The organism is Pseudarthrobacter sp. KH_020_B (assembly GCF_057840185.1).
This window is the reverse complement of record NZ_CM174506.1, coordinates 3,381,797-3,400,405: the sequence shown is the minus strand read 5'-3', so window position 1 is coordinate 3,400,405 and position 18,609 is coordinate 3,381,797. Positions and strand designations below refer to the sequence as shown.

The 18,609-nt window shown below is 61.5% G+C and carries 20 protein-coding genes; 3 read left to right on the top strand and 17 right to left on the bottom strand.

All coding sequences use genetic code 11. The features are described 5' to 3' along the window. Positions 1-9: 9 nt before the first annotated feature. From AC3IT0_RS15670 to AC3IT0_RS15590, 17 genes are all read right to left on the bottom strand, one after another. Positions 10-894, bottom strand: a complete 885-nt coding sequence (locus AC3IT0_RS15670; protein WP_489320645.1) for a type II secretion system F family protein — start codon at positions 892-894, stop codon at positions 10-12. 7 nt (positions 895-901) lie between these two features. Continuing rightward, positions 902-1,834 carry a type II secretion system F family protein gene (locus AC3IT0_RS15665; protein WP_489320644.1) on the bottom strand — a complete coding sequence of 311 codons (933 nt, stop codon included), beginning with the start codon at positions 1,832-1,834 and terminating at the stop codon, positions 902-904. 3 nt (positions 1,835-1,837) lie between these two features. After that, on the bottom strand, positions 1,838-3,373 hold the full coding sequence (locus AC3IT0_RS15660) for a TadA family conjugal transfer-associated ATPase (protein ID WP_489320643.1): 1,536 nt from the start codon (positions 3,371-3,373) through the stop codon (positions 1,838-1,840). After that, complete coding sequence (locus AC3IT0_RS15655) at positions 3,374-4,570, bottom strand: CpaE/TadZ family protein (protein ID WP_489320642.1); 1,197 nt, start codon at positions 4,568-4,570, stop codon at positions 3,374-3,376. It lies immediately after the preceding gene. Beyond that, positions 4,567-5,337 carry a Flp pilus assembly protein CpaB gene (cpaB, locus tag AC3IT0_RS15650; RefSeq protein WP_489320641.1) on the bottom strand — a complete coding sequence of 257 codons (771 nt, stop codon included), beginning with the start codon at positions 5,335-5,337 and terminating at the stop codon, positions 4,567-4,569. Before cpaB (AC3IT0_RS15650) ends, AC3IT0_RS15655 begins: the two co-directional genes overlap by 4 nt. A 42-nt stretch (positions 5,338-5,379) precedes the next feature. Continuing rightward, positions 5,380-6,387, bottom strand: coding sequence for a pilus assembly protein TadG-related protein (locus tag AC3IT0_RS15645; protein ID WP_489320640.1), 1,008 nt, complete (start codon positions 6,385-6,387; stop codon positions 5,380-5,382). 11 nt (positions 6,388-6,398) lie between these two features. After that, positions 6,399-6,788 carry a TadE/TadG family type IV pilus assembly protein gene (locus AC3IT0_RS15640; RefSeq protein WP_489320639.1) on the bottom strand — a complete coding sequence of 130 codons (390 nt, stop codon included), beginning with the start codon at positions 6,786-6,788 and terminating at the stop codon, positions 6,399-6,401. Between the two features lie 124 nt (positions 6,789-6,912). Continuing rightward, positions 6,913-7,146, bottom strand: a complete 234-nt coding sequence (locus AC3IT0_RS15635; RefSeq protein WP_489320638.1) for a Flp family type IVb pilin — start codon at positions 7,144-7,146, stop codon at positions 6,913-6,915. Positions 7,147-7,407: 261 nt separating this feature from the next. After that, positions 7,408-8,286, bottom strand: a complete 879-nt coding sequence (locus AC3IT0_RS15630; protein WP_489320637.1) for a type II secretion system F family protein — start codon at positions 8,284-8,286, stop codon at positions 7,408-7,410. Between the two features lie 10 nt (positions 8,287-8,296). Further along, a complete protein-coding gene (locus AC3IT0_RS15625; RefSeq protein WP_489320636.1) occupies positions 8,297-9,238 on the bottom strand; it encodes a type II secretion system F family protein in 942 nt (313 codons plus the stop codon). A 3-nt stretch (positions 9,239-9,241) separates the two neighbouring features. Beyond that, complete coding sequence (locus AC3IT0_RS15620; RefSeq protein WP_489323820.1) at positions 9,242-10,564, bottom strand: TadA family conjugal transfer-associated ATPase; 1,323 nt, start codon at positions 10,562-10,564, stop codon at positions 9,242-9,244. Between the two features lie 149 nt (positions 10,565-10,713). After that, positions 10,714-11,913: a CpaE/TadZ family protein gene (locus AC3IT0_RS15615; protein ID WP_489320635.1), complete on the bottom strand. Its 1,200-nt coding sequence runs from the start codon at positions 11,911-11,913 to the stop codon at positions 10,714-10,716. Then, complete coding sequence (gene cpaB, locus AC3IT0_RS15610) at positions 11,913-12,695, bottom strand: Flp pilus assembly protein CpaB (RefSeq protein WP_489320634.1); 783 nt, start codon at positions 12,693-12,695, stop codon at positions 11,913-11,915. The genes AC3IT0_RS15615 and cpaB (AC3IT0_RS15610) overlap by 1 nt, the downstream gene beginning before the upstream one ends. A 61-nt stretch (positions 12,696-12,756) precedes the next feature. Beyond that, positions 12,757-13,806, bottom strand: coding sequence for a pilus assembly protein TadG-related protein (locus AC3IT0_RS15605; RefSeq protein WP_489320633.1), 1,050 nt, complete (start codon positions 13,804-13,806; stop codon positions 12,757-12,759). Further along, entirely contained in the window at positions 13,794-14,207 is a 414-nt protein-coding gene (locus AC3IT0_RS15600) for a TadE/TadG family type IV pilus assembly protein (protein ID WP_489320632.1), read from the bottom strand. Before AC3IT0_RS15600 ends, AC3IT0_RS15605 begins: the two co-directional genes overlap by 13 nt. Positions 14,208-14,321: 114 nt before the next feature. Next, the gene (locus AC3IT0_RS15595) at positions 14,322-14,516 is read right to left on the bottom strand and encodes a Flp family type IVb pilin (RefSeq protein WP_489320631.1); all 195 of its coding nucleotides are present in this window, start codon (positions 14,514-14,516) and stop codon (positions 14,322-14,324) included. Positions 14,517-14,793: 277 nt separating this feature from the next. Then, the gene (locus tag AC3IT0_RS15590) at positions 14,794-15,417 is read right to left on the bottom strand and encodes a prepilin peptidase (RefSeq protein ID WP_489320630.1); all 624 of its coding nucleotides are present in this window, start codon (positions 15,415-15,417) and stop codon (positions 14,794-14,796) included. Positions 15,418-15,756: 339 nt separating this feature from the next. Between AC3IT0_RS15590 and rplM the strand changes: the two genes are divergently transcribed. The 3 genes from rplM to glmM all read left to right on the top strand — a co-directional run bounded on the left by rplM (position 15,757) and on the right by glmM (position 18,565). After that, positions 15,757-16,200: a 50S ribosomal protein L13 gene (rplM, locus tag AC3IT0_RS15585; RefSeq protein WP_015937805.1), complete on the top strand. Its 444-nt coding sequence runs from the start codon at positions 15,757-15,759 to the stop codon at positions 16,198-16,200. A gap of 38 nt (positions 16,201-16,238) precedes the next feature. Further along, positions 16,239-16,745 carry a 30S ribosomal protein S9 gene (gene rpsI, locus AC3IT0_RS15580; RefSeq protein WP_489320629.1) on the top strand — a complete coding sequence of 169 codons (507 nt, stop codon included), beginning with the start codon at positions 16,239-16,241 and terminating at the stop codon, positions 16,743-16,745. Positions 16,746-17,203: 458 nt separating this feature from the next. Then, positions 17,204-18,565: a phosphoglucosamine mutase gene (glmM, locus tag AC3IT0_RS15575; RefSeq protein WP_489320628.1), complete on the top strand. Its 1,362-nt coding sequence runs from the start codon at positions 17,204-17,206 to the stop codon at positions 18,563-18,565. The last annotated feature ends 44 nt before the right edge of the window (positions 18,566-18,609 follow it).

Sequence of the window (18,609 nt, the reverse complement as noted above, 5' to 3'; positions counted from 1 at the left end):
ATCGCTCTGCTATTGGCCGCTGAAGGTGACAACCGTGTTGATAACCGCTGGCCCCAGAATGGCGATGAAGAGCACGGGAAAGATAAAGAACAGCAGGGGAAAGAGGATCATGACAGGCAGTTTCATGGCCTTTTCCTCGGCACGCTGGCGGCGTTTCACCCGCATGACCTTGGCCTGGATCCGCAGCACCCGGCTGATGGCGATGCCGTAGGTGTCTGCCTGGACCACCGCCTGGACGAAGCTCCGCAGCTCCGGGATGCTGGTCCGCTCGGCGAGTGCCTGATACGACTCCCGCCGGCTGCGGCCCACCTGCATGTCCTGCAGGGTGCGGACCAGTTCGTCGGCCAGCGGCCCCTTGCCGTTTTCACCGGCGCGGGCCATCGCCCCTTCGAAGCCAAGGCCGGCCTCCACCGAGATCAGCATCTGGTCCAGGGTGTTGGCCAGTTCCAGCTGCATGGCCTTCTGGCGCTCCAGGCCCTTGCTGTACAGCATCAGGTCCGGGATGAAATAGCCCAGGAACAGGAGGAACAGGCCCGCGAGCTTCATCATGGGCAGAGGGCTGCTGGTGCTGATCAGGACAAACAGCGAAGCTCCTACCACGCCCAGCGCCGGCTTGGCCATGAGGATTCGGCTCAACGGCCAGCCACTTGGCCGCCCGGCCAATGCCAGCAACCTGTCCAGTTTACGGATGTAGGCCCCGGGCGTCAGGCGGTAGCCGACGCCAGCCAACAAACCTGCGGATTTCTTCTCCGGCGACTCGGCAGACCGTCGGCCCCGGTTCAGGATGGCCACCGTGGCAGTCCGTGCCTTCCGGTCCACGGAGAGGACAGCCCAGGCCAGGTAGCCCATGGGCAGGGACACCAGCAGCAGCGACGAAATTACGAGAGGACTCATCGTCACCTCAGAACTTCAAGTCGATGATTTTGCGCATCCACAGGCTGCCGATCGTCATCAGGATGACCGACGCCCCGATCATGCCCCACCCCAGCGGATGGGTGAACATCGAGTTCATGTAGCCGGGGTTGACCGTCATCAGCATCAGCACGATGCCGATGGGCATGGCAATGAGGATGTAGGCGGAGAATTTTCCCTCTGCGGCCAGGGACTTGATGTGGCCCTTGATCTCGCTGCGCTCGCGGATGGTTTCGTTCACCTGGTCCAGGACTTCCGCCAGGTTTCCGCCCACTTCGCGGTTGATCTGGATGGCCTGGGCGATCCAGACGAAGTCCTCGTTGTGCATGCGCTCCGACGTGTCAGTCAACGAATCCAGCAGGTCCCGGCCCAGGCTGGTCTCGGTGATGACGCGGCGCATCTCTTCGGAGGTGGGGCTCTGCGACTCGGCAGTGGCTGCGTCGATCGCCCGCAGAATACTGTGCCCGGCCCGCAGCCCGCCGGACAGGAGCTGCAGCGTGTCACCGAGCTGCTGATCGAACTTGGCCCGCCGTTTGCCGGCAAGGAATCCCAGCAGGACGTTCCCGACGATGGGCGCCAGGATGACCAGCAGGACGGAGACAAAGGGTACGCCGATCACCAGCCCCACCAGGGCCCCCACGATGGCGCCGGCAATGACCAGCACCATAAATTCAGCCTGGCTGAGGCGGACGCCGGCGTTCTCCAGCGCGTCGCGGTTGTAGAGCCGGACACTCCTGGTTGCCAGGAACCGGTCCAGGCTTCCCACGGTGGCGCTGGCCAGCCGGCTAAGGCCCGACGGCGGCTCCGCCTCATATGGGCGGCGCCGGTCCAGCGCGATGTCGGGGGTTCGTGGCAGCACCAGCGCCACGCCCACCAGGACCGGGGCAAGGAAGAGGAGTGCGGCTCCCAGAAAAATGAGCATTACCTAGCCCTTCCCCTCGCCCGTTGTGGCGGCGCCCATCGGAGTGGCGAACACCGCAGGCGAAACATGGATCCCCAGGTCCTCGAATCGGTCGATGAACCGAGGCCGGATGCCGGTGGCCACGGGCTTGCCCAGGAAGCGCCCGTGGGCGTCAACGCCCGCGGAGTAGTCGAAGACAAAGGCATCCTGGAGGGTCACAATGTCGCCCTCCATGCCCTGGACTTCGGTCACATGGGTGATGCGGCGGGAGCCGTCGCGCAGGCGCGAGATCTGCACAATGAGGTTCACCGCGGACGCGATCTGTTCACGGATGGCCCGCAGCGGCAGGTCCATGCCGGCCATCAGCACCAGCGTTTCCAGGCGGGCAACGGCGTCGCGCGGTGAGTTTGAGTGCACTGTGGAGAGGGAGCCGTCGTGCCCGGTGTTCATGGCTTGCAGCATGTCCAGGGATTCGCCGCCACGGACCTCGCCCACCACAATGCGGTCAGGGCGCATACGCAGCGAGTTCCGGAGGAGCTCGCGGATGGTCACTTCACCTTTGCCTTCGGTGTTGGGCGGGCGGCTCTCGAGCCGGACCACATGGTCCTGCTGGATCTGCAGTTCCACAGCATCCTCGATGGTCACGATGCGTTCGTTGGCCGGCAGGAAGGACGACAGGACGTTCAGCAGCGTGGTTTTCCCGGTGCCCGTTCCGCCGGAGACGATGATGTTGAGCTTGGCTTTGACGCAGGCATTGAGCAGTTCCGCCATTTCCGGCGTCAGGGTGCCGAAATCGATGAGATTCCGGACAGTGAGCGGGACCTTGCTGAACTTACGGATGGTCAGCGATGATCCGCCCACGGCAAGGGGCGGGATCACGGCGTTGACACGCGAACCGTCTTCCAGCCGCGCATCCACGAGGGGGGAGGACTCGTCAATGCGGCGTCCCACTTTCGACACGATGCGTTCGATGACCTTGCGCAGGTGCTCCTCGGAGCTGAACCGGGAATCCGCCAGGGTGAGGTGTCCTTCCCGCTCCACGTAGATCTGGTCCATGCGGTTGACCATGATTTCGGTGACCGCGGGATCATCCAGCAACCGCTGCAGCGGACCGTAGCCCAGGACATCGTCGGCCACGTCCTGGACCAGGCGCGTACGTTCCTCGGGGGAGAGCGGCACCTGCTCTGCATCGATGATCCGGGTGAGTTCGTCCTTGGCCGATGACTTCAGTTCGATTTCCGTGATGGCAGAGTCGCTGAACCGAGCGCCCAGGTGCTCAAAAAGGGCCGTTGCAGCCCGCTCTTTGAGGGCGGCAAAGGCGTCCACCGGTTGCTGGGGTTTGACCCTGACCTCCTCCGGGTGATCGGCGACGACGACGGCGGCGGGCGGTACCGCCGTCGTCGTCCGTTGTTCACTGGGCTGGTCAAACCACTGCACCCGCTGGGCGGGGACTTCCGGACGCGGGAGCTCGAGTGCGGGGGACGATGCCCGCACAGGAACGGGCTGTTGCCCGGACTGCGTTTTCGCCTGGGCAGCGCTGATGCGCTCTGAAAGTTTCATCTAGACCACTACCCTTCGGTGCAGTTTGCGCTGGGACTTGGCCCGCCACGCAGGGTTGAACCGTTCCACGAGCTGGTTGAACCCTTTGGTCGCGGGGTCCTTGACCGGTTCCTGGAGGACAGGGATTCCACGGTTTGTGGACAGTGCCACCGCGCGGGACCGCGGGATGCTCACATCAACGGGTGCGCCCATGGTCGATTCGAGGTCCTGGACGGTGAGGCCGTTCTTGGCGTCAGCCATGTTCAGCACCACGTGCCGGGTCTCGGGAAGGATGTCCAGCTGGCGCAGGATGTCCAGCCCGGAGCGCAGACCACGGACGCTGGGGATGTCCATGCCGCTGACCCAGACCACATCGGTGCACTTTTCCATGGCCGCGAGCCCGATTTCCGGCAGTCCGGGCGCGGTGTCCACGACTACGTATTGGAACTGCTCGGACAGCTGTTCGAGCAGCCGGCTGATCTGCTCCGGTGTGATCTCGTCGGCGTCGATGGGTGTGGGCGGGGCGCAGAGGGCGTAGATGCTGCCCGGGTGGACGGTAAGAAAGGCTTTGAGGACCAAGGAGTCCTGGCTTGCGGCGGGGGAGACGGCGTCCGTGACCGTGTGCTCGGGATCAAGGTAGAGCCCCGAGGCGACGTCCCCGAACTGGAGGTCCAGGTCCACGATGACCACGCTCATGGGCGCCACCTTGCCCAGGCCGATGGCGATGTTCGTGGCAATCGTGGTTTTCCCCACGCCGCCCTTGGGCGAGAAGACGCCGATGACCAGGCCCTTGCCGGATTCCGTTGCCTGCACCGGCGCCTGGGTGCGGTGCCGGCTGGCGAACGATTGGCTGGCGCGCTCCAGGAGTACCCGGATCTGCGCCGCATCGGAGTCCGGGGGGACGATGTCCCGGAGGCCTGCACGCATGGCGTGCAGGAGGAAGCTGGGATCGGGTTCGGTGGCCAGGATGACACTGAGTTCGGGGAAACTGACGTTCAGCACCGTGGCGAGCCGGAGGGCGTCGTCGACGGGCACATCCGGGCCCAGGACCAGCACTTCGGGCTGCTCTTGGTTCAGGTGCGCGAACAGTTCATGGGGATCCGCGGGCAGCAGGCTTGTGAAGAACGTCTGCACGCCGCCTTGGAGTCCGCCTGCCACGGCCTCGCGGAGGCGGGCGTCGAAGTCGACATCCGGGGTGATCAGGACGAAGCGGCTCATTTGTAGACGTCCGGCCGGATCATGATGCGCGGTCCGCTGTCCTGTGCGTCGAGGGGTTCCCTGCTGAGCCAGATGGACGCGTACTCTGCGGCGAAGACGATCTTGCCTGCGTTGATGTCGTTCACTGCAACAGTGACCATCAGCGATCCGGTGGGAAGGTTCACATCACGCGGGTCCGGCGCAGGGGCGTCGGTTGCCGACGGCGCCGGTTTTGCGGCTGCGCCTTCCGGCGCTCGCTGGACCGCGGTCACAAGTGCCTTGTGGATGGATAGCTGGACGGTTTCCTTGTCGGACTTTGCTTCGATACCGCCACTGGGCATCGAGATGAAGATGCCAACATGGTCGCCGGGCGTCACGCGGCCGCCGACGACGCGCTGCGGCTCCAACTGGAAGGAGATTTCCTGGAGGCCTGCGGGCACTGGCACAGAGCCTGATGACTTCAGTTCCTCGGGTGAGATGAGGCGTTCGGCCAGCAGCTGCTCGCCCGGGACCAGATCTGCGGAGGTGACCTTTCCGCCAGAGCCGTCCAGGGTGTTCAAGGCAGTTTTTGCGACGGCGGTGCCCGGCAGTTCCTGCAGCGCCACGGCTGCTTTCAAGGTCTCTGCCGAAGAGCCAGCCGGCACGGCTTTGGTGACCACCAATACGCCGACCGGATCGAGGCCGCGGACAGCCCGTTGGTCTGCGCCCTGGGCGTATGAGACAACGATGACCGCCCCGACGATGGCCAGCAGGACTGCCACCACTCCTGCCAACAAACGTGACTTCACTGAGTGCTCCTATATGTTTTGATCAACGTCGTCCTGCACGAATTAGCTGTTGAACGCAACTACGGTCGCGCCGTCGGAGTGGACTGGCCCTAACTTGTATCCGCTAGCCAAGGAAACGTATTCGACGAACGTTCCGATGATCCCGCGGCATGGTTCCCGGCATTCAAGGGCTGATGGTACGTCCGGCGATCTGTTGCGAAAGGTGTAGGGAAGCCCTGTATTTCCAACCTTCCACCCGGCAACCTTGAAGGCGGCGAAGGTAGTCAGCCTATAGATGGCGCCGTTGCCCGTTCCGGTAACGGAGTCGAAGATCGGCAGCAATACGATCACGTCCTTGCCGGCGTTCATATCTGCCGCCCAGCCATTCAATGTCGCCTCGCAGTTCGGTGGGGCATTGTTGCCGGTATCTCCACCGGCGGTACTTGTTGCTATATCCAGGAAGGCGCCGCACTGGCCGGAATCCTGTTTCAGGCCGCCGAAGCCGCCTTCCACGAAGGCGCCTGACGGCCCGTAGTGGCAGTCAGCGTTGGCGCCTTTTCCATGCAGCTGGAGCAACTGCATGACGTCCGTGCTGTCGCGAACCTGGCAGACGGACACAGTGATGGGAAACGGTGTCGTGCCCTTTTCGGGGCTGCCCCACTCAACGGATGCCGGTGCGGTGACTTCTGCTGTGTTCATTCCCAGAACCCGGGCAAAGAAGAGCGATACTTCGTTGGGGGAGTGGCCGGCTTCCTGCGCGCCAGCCGTGACAGTGACGGTGCGGTTGGTTTTGTCGAGCACCGTGGACTTGATGTTGCTGAGTCCGTCTGTGGCGTTGCCATTGGCCAAGCCTGCAGCAATGGAAGAGGTGGTGGAGCAGTCGGTGTCGGTTGCGCTCTTGGCGCACTTCTGGGCGATGGCGAGGGCAGCCGCGTCCGCTCCGTTGTGGAGTTGCGTGCGTTCCGTGTACAGCATGCTCACGTCCACGGCTATGGCTCCGAACGCCAGCAGCGTCACGAGCATCAGGGCTACGATCACACTCACGGCGCCGCGTTCGCCGTCGGTCTTCACCGTGGATCGACTCAGCCGCCGCATAGCATTGCTCCTTTGCCCGTTAGGGGGAACGGGCCGGCTATGCCCGTCATCGTGGACAGGCTGTAAGTAATGGTGATGGTCATGCGGTGGCCCGATGCGCAGGTGGTGGTGCCCGAATCAAGATTCTTGAACACGATGTTTGCGTCCGCCAGCGCTGGCTGTAGCGAAACCGCCGTGTCTTTGGCCGCTTTCTTGGCAGCTTCTGGGCTTTTGGAGATAGCCATGACCCGGACCCCTTCACGGGCTGCCGCGGAGAGTGAGGCCTGGGCGTTGTAGGCGCGGCCGAATTCCATGATGCCCAGGAGCAGCATGACGAGGAGGGGCGCCACGATCGCAAACTCGACCGCAACGGCTCCACGCTCGGATGCCCTGGACATGTTGGCGCCTTTCGGTCAGGCCGATGGGGTGGCGATTACGCCGAAGTGGCGGCGGCTTGGTTGCCGCCGCCACTGTGGAGTTGGTGATGTGCCTAGGGCCACGCCAATGGGTTAGGCGAATACCTTACGGTGCCTGGACGCAGGTGCCCGCAGCGCCGGCCGCGCCGGCCGCGTAGGCGCCGCCGCCGACCGAACACTGAATCTGGATAAACATGTCGTTGAGCGTGCCGCCCAAGAGGCCGACGGCGACAATGATGACTACAGCGATGAGGCCGACCATGATGCCGTATTCGACGGCGGTGGCGCCCTTTTCGTTGCGCTGGAGGCGGACTGCGAGGTTCGTGTAGATAGAAAGCATTGGGGACTCCTGAGCGAGTTTTGGGTGGCTGGTCCTGCACCAGCTCAAGCACGAAACTAGCAACGCTTGATGCGACGTTGATGAGAACTTGCAGCATCCTGCGCGAAGACTTCCTCGGCTGCGCGTTTCCTTCGCTTTCCCTTCATAAGTCCTGTGCAAATGATGCGAAATGGTGTTTAGTCGGGCACGCAAACGGACCCCCTCGGTTCTGGGTGCCGAGGAGGTCCGGTATTTGGGGCGCCGGGTGGCGCTGGGCATTGCTTAGAACAGCGTGTTCGTGATGTTGATCGCTGCCGGGCCGAGGAGGACGATGAACAGCACCGGGAAAATGAAAACCAGTAGGGGGAAAAGGACTTTGACCGGGAGCTTCATTGCCTTTTCTTCCGCTCGCTGCCGGCGCTTTACCCTGGCTTGCTTGGCCTGGGTACGAAGGACCTTGGCGAGGCCTATGCCGTACTTATCGGCCTGCACAACGGCCCGCACGAAGCTCCGCAAGTCTGCAACCGACGACCTGTCGGCCAGGGCCTGGTAGGCCTCCTGGCGAGGACGCCCAACCTGCATGTCCTGAAGGGTTCGCATCAGCTCCTGGGCCAAGGGTCCATCCCCGTACTGGCCTGCCCTGGCCATGGCAGCTTCGAAGCCAAGTCCAGCCTCAACGGAGATCAGCATCTGGTCCAGAGTATTGGGCAGTTCGAGTTCTATTTCTTGCTGCCGCTTGATCCCCTTGTTGTAGACCAACAGATCAGGAACAAAGTAACCAAGTCCTGTGATGAGAATCCCGAGGCCAACACTCTGCAGCGACGGCGAATTCCGGAAGATGAGTATGCCAAGGACGGCTCCAGCGAACGCAAGAATAGGTTTGGAGATGATCAGTTTTTCCAAGGGCATGGACGTTGGGCGACCTGCAAGGGAGAGCCAGCGGTCCAGTTTCGCTTCGTAACTGCCAGACGTAAGTTTTTTGGCGACGCCCAGCATCAGGGGAGGACGCGTGGCAGCAGTTGCCCCGTTTTGGGCGAATCCGTGGCCGAGATTTGTCTGGACGGCCAGCGCACCGCGGCGGTCCAGCGTGACAAGGACCCAGGTGAAGTACGCGAGTGGAAGCACAACGGCGGCGATGATAAGCCAGGCTAATGGAGTCATGACGGTCCCCCTAGAACTTGATCTTTACGGTGCGGCTCATCCAGAACCCGCCGGCGACGAACATGACCAGGCTCACGCCCACCATCACGTGACCGATCGGCTCCTCAACAAAGACGCTCATGTAGCCCGGATTGATGAACGAAAGCATGACCGCAACTGCGACTGGCATGCCCATCAGGACAATGGCGGACATCTTGCCCTCCGCGCTCAGGGAGCGCACCTGGCCTTTTATCTCGCTACGTTCGCGTATGGTTCCGGCCACTTGTTCGAGCACTTCGGCGAGATCGCCTCCAACTTCCCTGTTGATCTGAATCGCCTGCCCAATCCAGCGGAAGTCTTCGCTGTCCATCCGTTCGGCCGTTTCGTCCAAGGCCTGCCCGGCATCTTTGCCGATCCGAGTTTCGTTCACGATCCGCGTCAGTTCCTCTGATGTTGGTGCCTCAGATTCCAAACCAGCAGCCTCGAGTGAACGCATTACGCTGTGCCCTGCCCGCAGGCCACCGATAAGCATCTGGATGGTATCAATGAGCTGGGCCTCGAACTTACCGCGGCGTTTGTCTGTACGGATGCTAAGGAAAAGCCGTACGACGAACGGCGTGGCCGCCCCGAGGAGGACACCAATGACCGGGTTGGCCAGCAGCGTTGCGAGCAACCCGGCCAAGAAGGCCACGACGGCAACCAAAACGGTGAAGTCTGCAGGGCCAATTTTGACGCCGGCGTTGTACAACAAATCCCGGTTGAAAGGTCCGCCGGACTTGCCTAGGACTCCGCCCATACCATCGACTACTGCCTGTGAAACTTGGGTGAACGATGAGTTGGTCGGATTCCCGTCTGGTCGCCTGCGATTTGCCGGGACGGCGCCATAGCGAGGCTTCAGAACCACAATGAACAGCAGAAGCAGCGCACCGAAGCACAACAAAATCGCAAGGATGAGAAGCGCGGGCGTTTCCATGGCCTACCGCCTCCCTTGCGGGTTCATTGCGCCACCAAACACGGCGGGCGACACGGCGATCCCGAGGTCCGCAAAGCGGTCGAGGAACCGCGGACGGATCCCGGTTGATACAGGCTTGCCCAGGAACCGTCCTTGCGCGTCCACCCCAGCTGCGTAGTCGAACATGAACACGTCCTGGAGGGTGACGATGTCGCCCTCCATTCCCTGGACTTCCGTCACGTGCGTCACGCGGCGGCTTCCGTCACGGAGCCGGGTGACTTGGATGATGAGGTCCACGGCTGACGACACTTGTTCACGGATGGCTCGAAGGGGCAAGTCCATTCCGGCCATCAGGACCAGGGTCTCCAGACGGGCCACGGCATCCCGGGGGGAATTGGCGTGCACGGTGGATAGCGAACCGTCATGGCCGGTATTCATCGCCTGCAGCATGTCCAAGGACTCACCGCTGCGGACTTCACCCACAATGATCCGGTCCGGACGCATACGTAGTGAGTTGCGGACCAGATCGCGAATGCCGACCGCGCCCTTACCCTCAATGTTCGGCGGCCGGCTCTCCAAACGAACCACGTGTTCCTGCTGCAGTTGAAGTTCAACAGCGTCTTCGATGGTCACAATGCGATCATCTTCCGGGATGAAGGACGACAAAACATTCAGCAGCGTGGTCTTGCCTGTACCCGTTCCGCCGGAAACGATGATGTTCAGCCGGGCCTTGACGCAAGCGCTGAGCAATTCCGCCATCTCCACCGTGATGGAGCCCCATTCAATGAGGTTACGCACCGTCAGCGGAACGTGACTGAACTTGCGGATGGTGAGCGACGGGCCATTCACCGCCAAGGGAGGGATAATGGCGTTCACTCGGGAGCCGTCCTCCAATCGAGCATCCACCAGTGGCGATGATTCGTCGATTCGACGGCCTACCTTGGAGACGATACGTTCGATGACTTTCCGCAGATGGTCATCCGAGCTGAATTGCGAACCCGTCAACGTGAGATGGCCGTTTCGCTCGATGTATATCTGGTTATAACGGTTGACCATGATCTCCGTAACAGAGGGATCTTCCAGGAGCCGCTGGAGCGGTCCGAAGCCCATTACCTCGTCCGCAATTTCGCGGATAAGGCGGCGCCTTTCCTCCGGGGAAAGGGGAACCTGTTCTTCGTCGATAACCGCGGAGAGCTCCTCCACCGCGTTTGTACGGAGTTCCTCTTCGGACGCCGAGGCGTCGCCGAACCGTGTCCCCATCCGTTCGAAGAGGGCAAGCGCAGCTCGCTGCTTAAGGCCGGCCAGGGCATCGACGACTGGCGGTGGTGTTCCGTTCAATGATGCCAATGGTGATCCAAGTGATGTGCGTGCCGGCGCCGGCGGCAAATCTGTGAACCCCTGCGTTGACGGTGAGATTCCGACCGCCGTGCCAGCGATATCTTCTGTGGTGGCTGCACCTTCGTCGTTGTTTGACCTGGAGAGCCGATCTGAAAGCCTCACGATACAACCACCCTTCGGTGAAGTTTGTTGTGGGTGGAAGACACCCACAGCGGGTCGAAGCGGTCCACCAGCTTCCTAAGGCCTTTTGAGGCTGAGTCTCTGGTGGTGCTCTGCAGCACCGGGACGCCGCGATTAGTTGAGAACGGAAGCGTGCGTGAACGTGGGATGACGGCATCTATCGGGACACCGATAGTGGCCTCGACATCCTGCACTGAGAGTCCGCTTTTGCGGTCCGCAAAGTTGAGTACGGTGTGCCTGCCTTGCGGCAGCAGTTGCAGTTCCTTCAGGACGCTGAAGCACTTGCGGAGACCGCGGACGCTTGGCACATCCATCCCGCACACCCACACGCCGTCGGTGGCCTGTTCGAGGGTGGCCAGGACGTGTTCCCCTAAGCCGGGGGCAGTGTCCACAATGACGTACTTGAATTCACCAGCCAGTTGGTTGATGAGGCGGCTTATGTGGTCGGCCGTTATGTAGTCAGATTCAGCGGGTGTCCGTGGTGCACATAGGGCATAGATGCCGGCCGGATGCACGGTGAGGAATGCCTTGAGGACCATGGAGTCCTGGGATGCAGTGCCGTGTACAGCCTCGGTGATGCAATGTTCCGGCTCAAGCATGAGGCCGGAAGCCACGTCCCCGAACTGCAGGTCCAGATCCACAATCACCACTCCCATCGGAGAGACCTTGCCCAACCCGATGGCCAGGTTGGTGGCAACGGTCGTTTTTCCGACGCCTCCCTTGGGCGACATCACTGCGACGACGCGGCCCCGCTCCTGCCCCGACTCAGCAGCCGGAGCCATGCCCCTGCGACGGCTCGCAGCAGCGAGGCAGGCGCGTTCAAGGAGTACACGGAGGTCGTTGACTACGATTTCCGGAGTGACAACGTCCCTGATCCCGGAATGCATGGCACGAAGCACTAGCTCGGGGGTGGGCTCGGCAATGAGAAGGAGGCTAACCTCGGGGTACTGAAGGTCGAAAACAGTCGCCAGCTTCAGGGCGTCCTCCGGGCTGACGCCAGGGCCGAGAATCAGGACCTCCGGCGGCGCACCATTGAGCTGCTTGAACACATCATCCGGGCCTCCAAGGAGCACGTCGGGTGAGAGGGTCTGCAGTTCGCCGTGCACGGCGCCGGCGATGGCCTGCCGAACGCGGCCCTCGAAGTCCCGAACCGCCGTGATGGCAACAAACCGGCTCATCAGTACAGCCCTCCAAAGGTGGTAATGGGGGGGTCGCTCTTCGTGCTGGTGTCCGTCTGCTTAGCCAGCCAGATGGTGCCGAACTCCGCGCCAAAGACCATCTTGGCTGCATCGGCGTCAGTCCTGGCGACGGTGACAAAAGCGGAGCCGTTCGGCATATCGATGCCGCTATTGGCGGTTCCCGAACCATCGTTGCTCCCGGACTTCTTAGTATCTGGTGCAGCCTTTTGCACCGCTGTTACCAGGACGTCATGGAACAGAAGGCCCGTGGACTGCTTCCAGCCCCTGACCTCTTCTGCGACGGGAGCGTTTGCGGGCATGTTCTCCTCCGACTTGAACGAGGTGTATACGGTAACTGTGTCACCGGCCTCGATGCGGCCGCCCAGGATCCTCTCCGGGGAAAGCAGGAACGTGACCTCTTCCAAACCGTCCGGAACGGGCACAGTCCCTGGTACGAGCTCCTTGGGATCGACCAGCCGGGAGGCGAGGAGCTGTTCCCCAGGTTCCAACGCGACGGAGGTTACCCTGCCCGTCTGATCATTGAGACGTTCAAGGGCCCCTTCGGGAACCGCCGCCTGCGGAATTGCTTCCAGTTGGACGAAGTTGTTGAGATCTTCGGCTTTAGTGCCGGCAGGTACAGATTCTTTGACCACTAACACATTTACGGGTTCGAGTCCCTGCGCCGCCCTATTGTCAGCTCCCTGTATATATACAACGAGCAGCACAGTTCCAGTGATTGCTAACACCAGCGCTAGAATGCCTCCCAGTAGGCGTGATTTCACGTCATTTCTCCTTCTTAGATGAGACTGAATGAGTCGGAGGAACCCGGCTCCGTATGGGTCCTCACTTGCTTAGCGAGACCACTGTGCCGCCGTAATTGGGCTGTCCGCCCGTAGACGCGATTCCCTCTTCAATCGAAACGAAGCGGGTGAAGTAGCCTTGAAGTCCGCGGCAGTTGCCGCTGCAGTCGGGTGCAAGGTCGTCGTCGATTTCAAGCGAGCCGCTGAATTTATAGCCCGTTACTTGGAATGCGGCGAATCCGATGAGGGTGTATACGGCGTTGTCACCGTTTCCAGTTGCCGAGTCGTAAAGCGGGATAAGCGCGGGTTCATCGAGAAGGCCATCGAGGATGGCGTCGCACTCGTCAGCGTTTGGAAAATGATTGCCTGGCTGGCCGTACGCCTCTGCGCTGAGATCGATGCCTGCTGAACAACCGCTTTGGATCTCCAGCCAACCGAATCCTCCGGGTTGATAGCCGTTTTCCTCCTCACAGCCCGGGACCTCAGGTGCAGCCGTCTCGTACCTGAGGAGAATGTGGGCGGAACTAGGATCACCAGTGAAGTTGCCCGTCGTATCCAGCTCATGAAGCTGGCTTGCAGTCAAGGACTGCCTGAAGATGCATTCACTGACTGTCCACGGCAGCGTGGAACCCGGTGCCCCCCACGTGGCCTCAGCAACCGCGTGGATTATGCTCGTTTCATGGCCCAGCACGCGGGCGAAGAACAGTCCGAAGCTGTCTTCCGTCGATCCGGCAGCCTGGGCATTGGTCTCAACCCGGACTGTGTTGGAGTTGGGTTGCGTCACCGAAAACACCCCGCTGGAACCATCGTTGGCGTTATCGTTCGCGAGGCGGTTGCCCTCAGCGGTCATCGCGGTGGCGCAGTTAAGCCCCTTGGCGCAGTCCCCGGCAATTGCCAGGGCCGTGGCATCAGCACCGTTCTGCAGTTGCGCCTTTTCGGCATACATTGCGCCCACGTCGACTGCCAAAGCCGCGAATCCTAGAAGGACTATCATCGAGAAGGCCACGACTACGGCGACCGCGCCTTTGTCCTTGTCGTTGCAATCCGACGTACCCACCGCTGCAGTCACAGGGCAGTGTTTCAGCCACCGCATCTCATCACTCCTACGCCTTCGAGCTCCATTGGGAAGAAACCAGGGGATCCAAAGAAACCGGCATCCAGAAATCCGGACATCGATCCCAAGGTGACGCTGGTCGTCACTGTTACGTCCTCCCCGGACGCACAACTGCCGGCGTCATGCGTAACAGCCACACCGAGCCCGTCCAGGGACGGGGCTGCTCCGAGGGCTGTCCCCTCAACGTCAAGAGTGTCCTTGCTGTAGTAGATGGCAGCGTGGCGGGCACCTTCACGGGCAGCCTGGGTTAGCGAGTTCTGGACATTAAACACGCGCCCAAACTCCATGGTGCCGATGAGAATTAAAAGCAGTAGAGGCAAGACAACTGCCATCTCAACAGCTACTGCACCGCGCTCTTTCTGGTTCTGCTTCTGTTTCAAGACCGTCTCCCCGGACTTTCAGTTCTCGATGGATGGTTATGCCCGCACGGCTGCCCAATATAACTACGGTGGCTCTGGCGACCGTCGACCGACAGCCACCAGAGCCACCATTGGTTACGGGAGCTGGTTGTTGACGTCCACGAACAGCGCATCGATGCCAATGCCCAGGATGGCGGCGCCGCCCGCGACGATCACGGCGATCAGGGCGACCATCAGGCCGTACTCCACCATCGTTGCTCCCTTTTCGGAGGCGAGACGATCCTTGACGCCGGCGATAAAGGCAGTCATTGAGACCATAAGAGAAGTCATTTTAGGTTTCCTTAAATTCGATGAAATTGATTTGGATACTTTCAACGAATTTCCAGCTGCCCCCTTATTCCTTAGCGGCTGGACTTCGCTAAGAAGAGATTGTCACTGGGGGTTCTGTGCAACAATGCGTAGTTGTACTCGACTTTTTGTGAGGCTTTTTTAGTGCGTACTCGGAAGCTATACGCGAGTACTCAGATAATTGGACGTATCCGCGTTCGACTACTTGGATCCCTGCAGTGCGGACAGCCTAGGATTGCGGTTGCGTCCGATCCCAGGACTAGAAAAGCAAAAGCCCTACACCTACTGAGGCCCCGATCATCGACGGCCCATGAGCCACCTCTGACGTGCGTTCTTTGCGGTTTCTTGCCAGAATGATCGCGGTAGCAAGGCCGTTCAGAATGAACCCCAGCAGTCCGCCGTATAGGAGTTGACTCCATCCTAAGTACCCCAGGTAGAGGCCTAGGGGGGCAGCGAGCTTGACGTCGCCCATTCCCAGTCCCGCCGGGGAGATTAGCGCCAGAATCAGGTAGATGACGAAGAGGATTGCGGCGCCGCCCAGTGCGCGAACGAGGCTGGACCACTGTTCCCCACCAAATGTCGCCCATAAAAGGAACACAAGACCCCCTACTAACAGGGAAAGAACCAAAGGGTTGGGCAGCACATGGAGCGAGGCGTCAATTCTTGCCAGCTGCACACCAAGAACGGCAAGGAGTAGGAACGCCGGCAATCCTGGGTCGGTGCTGAACCGGAATGCGAAGGCTGCGCAGAGTACGGCGGTGATCACCGCCGTCGTGATCCTTGCTCGCATGCCAGGCATCGGGCCGACGCGGGGGAGCATCTTGGCAATCAGCAGCTCGGCCAACGGTGAGAGAATGAGTCCTAAGAGGCCGATGACGGCCACGAACAGTAGTCCGGCTGAGCCAGCATCGCCCCAAGAAGTCACTGCATCCCCTGCCTACGTCGGGCCGGCAGAATAATGTGTGAGCGCCCGGCTATCCCATTTTGACCCTGAGGCCCGGTTCAAGCTAACATTGGTAGTCGTTGTGCGTGTCCTTTCTCGATGATGCGTGCCCGCTTGAGAATCCGGTTGCAGGATAACTACTCAAAGGGCACATTCGGGACTTCAGGATGACTGGTTACATGGAGCCCTCACCTCTGTTCCGGTAGCGCATAGATAGTAGGTGCACACGCTTGAGTGACACCTAAACAAGAACGCCAGAACAAGAACGAGGCAAAAACCGTGCGTACGTACACCCCGAAGCCCGGCGATATCAACCGCCAGTGGCACGTCATTGACGCCACAGACGTTGTCCTTGGTCGTCTCGCGAGCCAGACCGCAATCCTGCTGCGCGGCAAGCACAAGGCCACCTTTGCGTCCCACATGGACATGGGCGACTTCGTCATCATCATCAACGCTGAAAAGGTAGCCCTGACCGGCGCCAAGCTGGAGCAGAAGCGCGCATACCGCCACTCCGGCTACCCGGGCGGCCTGACCTCCGTCAACTACGCGGAACTCCTGGAATCCAACCCGGTCCGCGCCGTTGAGAAGGCCATCAAGGGCATGCTCCCCAAGAACTCCCTTGCTGCACAGCAGCTTGGCAAGCTGAAGGTATACCGCGGTGCAGAGCACCCCCACGCCGCCCAGCAGCCCAAGACTTTCGAAATTACCCAGGTCGCCCAGTAGTCCTGGCCACCAAACAACTTATCTATACAAGGAGAATCGTGGCTCAGAACGAAGAGACCACCGAAGCCGTTGAGGCTGAGGAAACCCTGACCAGCTACACCTCTGAAAGCGGAGCTGCGGAAGCTGCTGCGCCGAAGAAGGAGCGCCCGGCACTGACCGTTGCCGGCGCAGCTGTTGGCCGCCGCAAGGAAGCTGTTGCCCGTGTCCGCGTTGTGCCGGGTTCCGGCAAGTGGACCATCAACGGCCGTGCGCTGGACAACTACTTCCCGAACAAGCTGCACCAGCAGGACGTCAACGAGCCCTTCAAGATCCTGGATCTCGAAGGCGCCTACGACGTCATCGCCCGCATCCACGGTGGCGGCATCTCCGGCCAGGCCGGCGCCTTGCGCCTCGGCATCGCCCGTTCACTGAACGAGATCGATGTCGAGAACAACCGCGCCACCCTGAAGAAGGCCGGTTACCTGTCCCGTGACGCACGCGTCATCGAGCGCAAGAAGGCCGGTCTCAAGAAGGCCCGTAAGGCTCAGCAGTACTCCAAGCGCTAAATCCGCTTGCACAGAAGCCCGTCCCGCCAATGGTGGGACGGGCTTCTGCCTTTGCACGTGTAAATGCATCTGCGCTACCGTTGCGTGTATCAGCCACTTCGAGTGGATCTTGGGACGGCAGTATTCAGCGGTCGTTCAAGTATGGAAATGAGCCGTGCGCACTCCCCTGAAAAGGACTTTGCGCCATGGCTCATTGTACAAAGATCAGCTTTCCTTCACTCTGGCGGGCCAACCACGCGCTCAAGGTAATCAGCCGGCGAGTTGGGCCGTCAGTAGGCGGCAAAGTGCCAGTCAGCGTTTACCCTTGCCCGCATTGCAACGCTTGGCATCTGACTTCGCGACAGGCAAAAGGGAAGGCACTGAAATGGCAGGCGTGATTAGTGCCGCCGCCGGGATTCAAACCGCCCCTGACCAGTCGGTTCAAGCCCCCGCGTGTCCATCACCTAGACTTGTCCACGATGTCTAGATTATTTGGAACAGATGGTGTCCGGGGCCTGGCTAATGGCTTGTTGACTGCCGAGCTGGCGATGAACTTGGCCCAAGCGGCCGCCGTCGTGCTTGGTCATGACCGCAGTACCAACGGCGCCCGGCCCCGCGCCGTGGTGGCGCGCGACCCCCGCGCCAGCGGGGAATTCATCGCCGCTGCCGTTGAGGCAGGGCTCTCCAGCTCCGGTATTGACGTCTACGACGCCGGTGTCCTCCCGACGCCTGCTGCGGCCTACCTCGTCGCCGACCTAGACGCCGACTTCGGCGTGATGATCTCGGCCTCCCATAATCCGGCCCCTGACAACGGGATCAAGTTCTTCGCCCGCGGTGGCCAGAAGCTTCCTGATGACGTGGAGAACGCCATCGAGGAGCAGATGGGTAAGGAGCCGCAGCGGCCCGTCGGTAGCGACGTGGGCAGGATCCAGCGCTTCTCCGACGCCGAGGACCGCTACATTGTCCACCTCCTGCAGACGCTCCCGCACCGCCTGGACGGGCTGAAGGTAGTCCTCGACTGCGCCCACGGCGCCGCCAGCGGTTGCTCGCCCCAGGTCTTCAAAGACGCCGGCGCTGACGTAATCGTGATCGGCGCCGAGCCGGACGGCCACAACATCAACGACGGCGTGGGCTCCACCCATCTGGGTCCGCTCAAAGCCGCCGTGCTGAAGTACAGAGCCGACCTCGGCATCGCCCACGACGGCGACGCCGACCGCTGCCTCGCCGTAGACCACGAAGGCACAGAGGTGGACGGTGACCAGATCATGGCGATCCTGGCCGTCGCCCTCAAAGCCTCAGGCAAGCTCACCGACAACGTCCTGGTGGCAACCGTCATGAGCAACCTGGGCCTCAAAATTGCCCTCCGCGAGGCAGGCATCAGCATCCGGGAGACGGCAGTGGGTGACCGCTACGTCCTGGAGGAAATGCGCGACGGCGGCTTCAACCTCGGCGGGGAACAGTCCGGCCACGTGATCTTCGCCGACCACGCCACCACCGGCGACGGCGTCCTCACGGGTTTGCAGCTGGCCGCGCAGGTCGCCCTGACCGGCCGGCCGCTTAAGCAGCTCGCCACCGTGATGACCAAGCTCCCGCAGGTACTCATCAACGTCAAGGGCGTTGACCGCACCCGCGTGGGTAGTTCCGACGCTCTGGCGCAGGCCGTGGTCCTGGCCGAAGCCGAGCTGGGCGATAACGGACGTGTCCTGCTCCGCCCCTCAGGCACCGAACCCGTAGTGCGGGTCATGGTGGAAGCAGGGGATGAGGTAACAGCCCACGCCATCGCTGAACGCCTGGCCCAAGTTGTCCGCACCGAGCTCGCGCTTGAGCTGGTCACCGACTGATCCACGACGCAAACAACTGTGGCCCGCCTCCTTCAGGAAGCGGG

What these genes read in the sequence shown, in the direction of transcription:
- glmM (WP_489320628.1), top strand. Translation starts at nt 17,204, where the DNA reads ATGTCTAGATTATTTGGAACAGATGGTGTCCGGGGCCTGGCTAATGGC.
- AC3IT0_RS15630 (WP_489320637.1), bottom strand. Translation starts at nt 8,286, where the DNA reads ATGACTCCATTAGCCTGGCTTATCATCGCCGCCGTTGTGCTTCCACTC.
- AC3IT0_RS15670 (WP_489320645.1), bottom strand. Translation starts at nt 894, where the DNA reads ATGAGTCCTCTCGTAATTTCGTCGCTGCTGCTGGTGTCCCTGCCCATG.
- AC3IT0_RS15625 (WP_489320636.1), bottom strand. Translation starts at nt 9,238, where the DNA reads ATGGAAACGCCCGCGCTTCTCATCCTTGCGATTTTGTTGTGCTTCGGT.
- AC3IT0_RS15655 (WP_489320642.1), bottom strand. Translation starts at nt 4,570, where the DNA reads ATGAGCCGCTTCGTCCTGATCACCCCGGATGTCGACTTCGACGCCCGC.
- AC3IT0_RS15640 (WP_489320639.1), bottom strand. Translation starts at nt 6,788, where the DNA reads ATGTCCAGGGCATCCGAGCGTGGAGCCGTTGCGGTCGAGTTTGCGATC.
- AC3IT0_RS15665 (WP_489320644.1), bottom strand. Translation starts at nt 1,834, where the DNA reads ATGCTCATTTTTCTGGGAGCCGCACTCCTCTTCCTTGCCCCGGTCCTG.
- AC3IT0_RS15635 (WP_489320638.1), bottom strand. Translation starts at nt 7,146, where the DNA reads ATGCTTTCTATCTACACGAACCTCGCAGTCCGCCTCCAGCGCAACGAA.
- AC3IT0_RS15605 (WP_489320633.1), bottom strand. Translation starts at nt 13,806, where the DNA reads ATGCGGTGGCTGAAACACTGCCCTGTGACTGCAGCGGTGGGTACGTCG.
- AC3IT0_RS15660 (WP_489320643.1), bottom strand. Translation starts at nt 3,373, where the DNA reads ATGAAACTTTCAGAGCGCATCAGCGCTGCCCAGGCGAAAACGCAGTCC.
- AC3IT0_RS15615 (WP_489320635.1), bottom strand. Translation starts at nt 11,913, where the DNA reads ATGAGCCGGTTTGTTGCCATCACGGCGGTTCGGGACTTCGAGGGCCGC.
- AC3IT0_RS15595 (WP_489320631.1), bottom strand. Translation starts at nt 14,516, where the DNA reads ATGACTTCTCTTATGGTCTCAATGACTGCCTTTATCGCCGGCGTCAAG.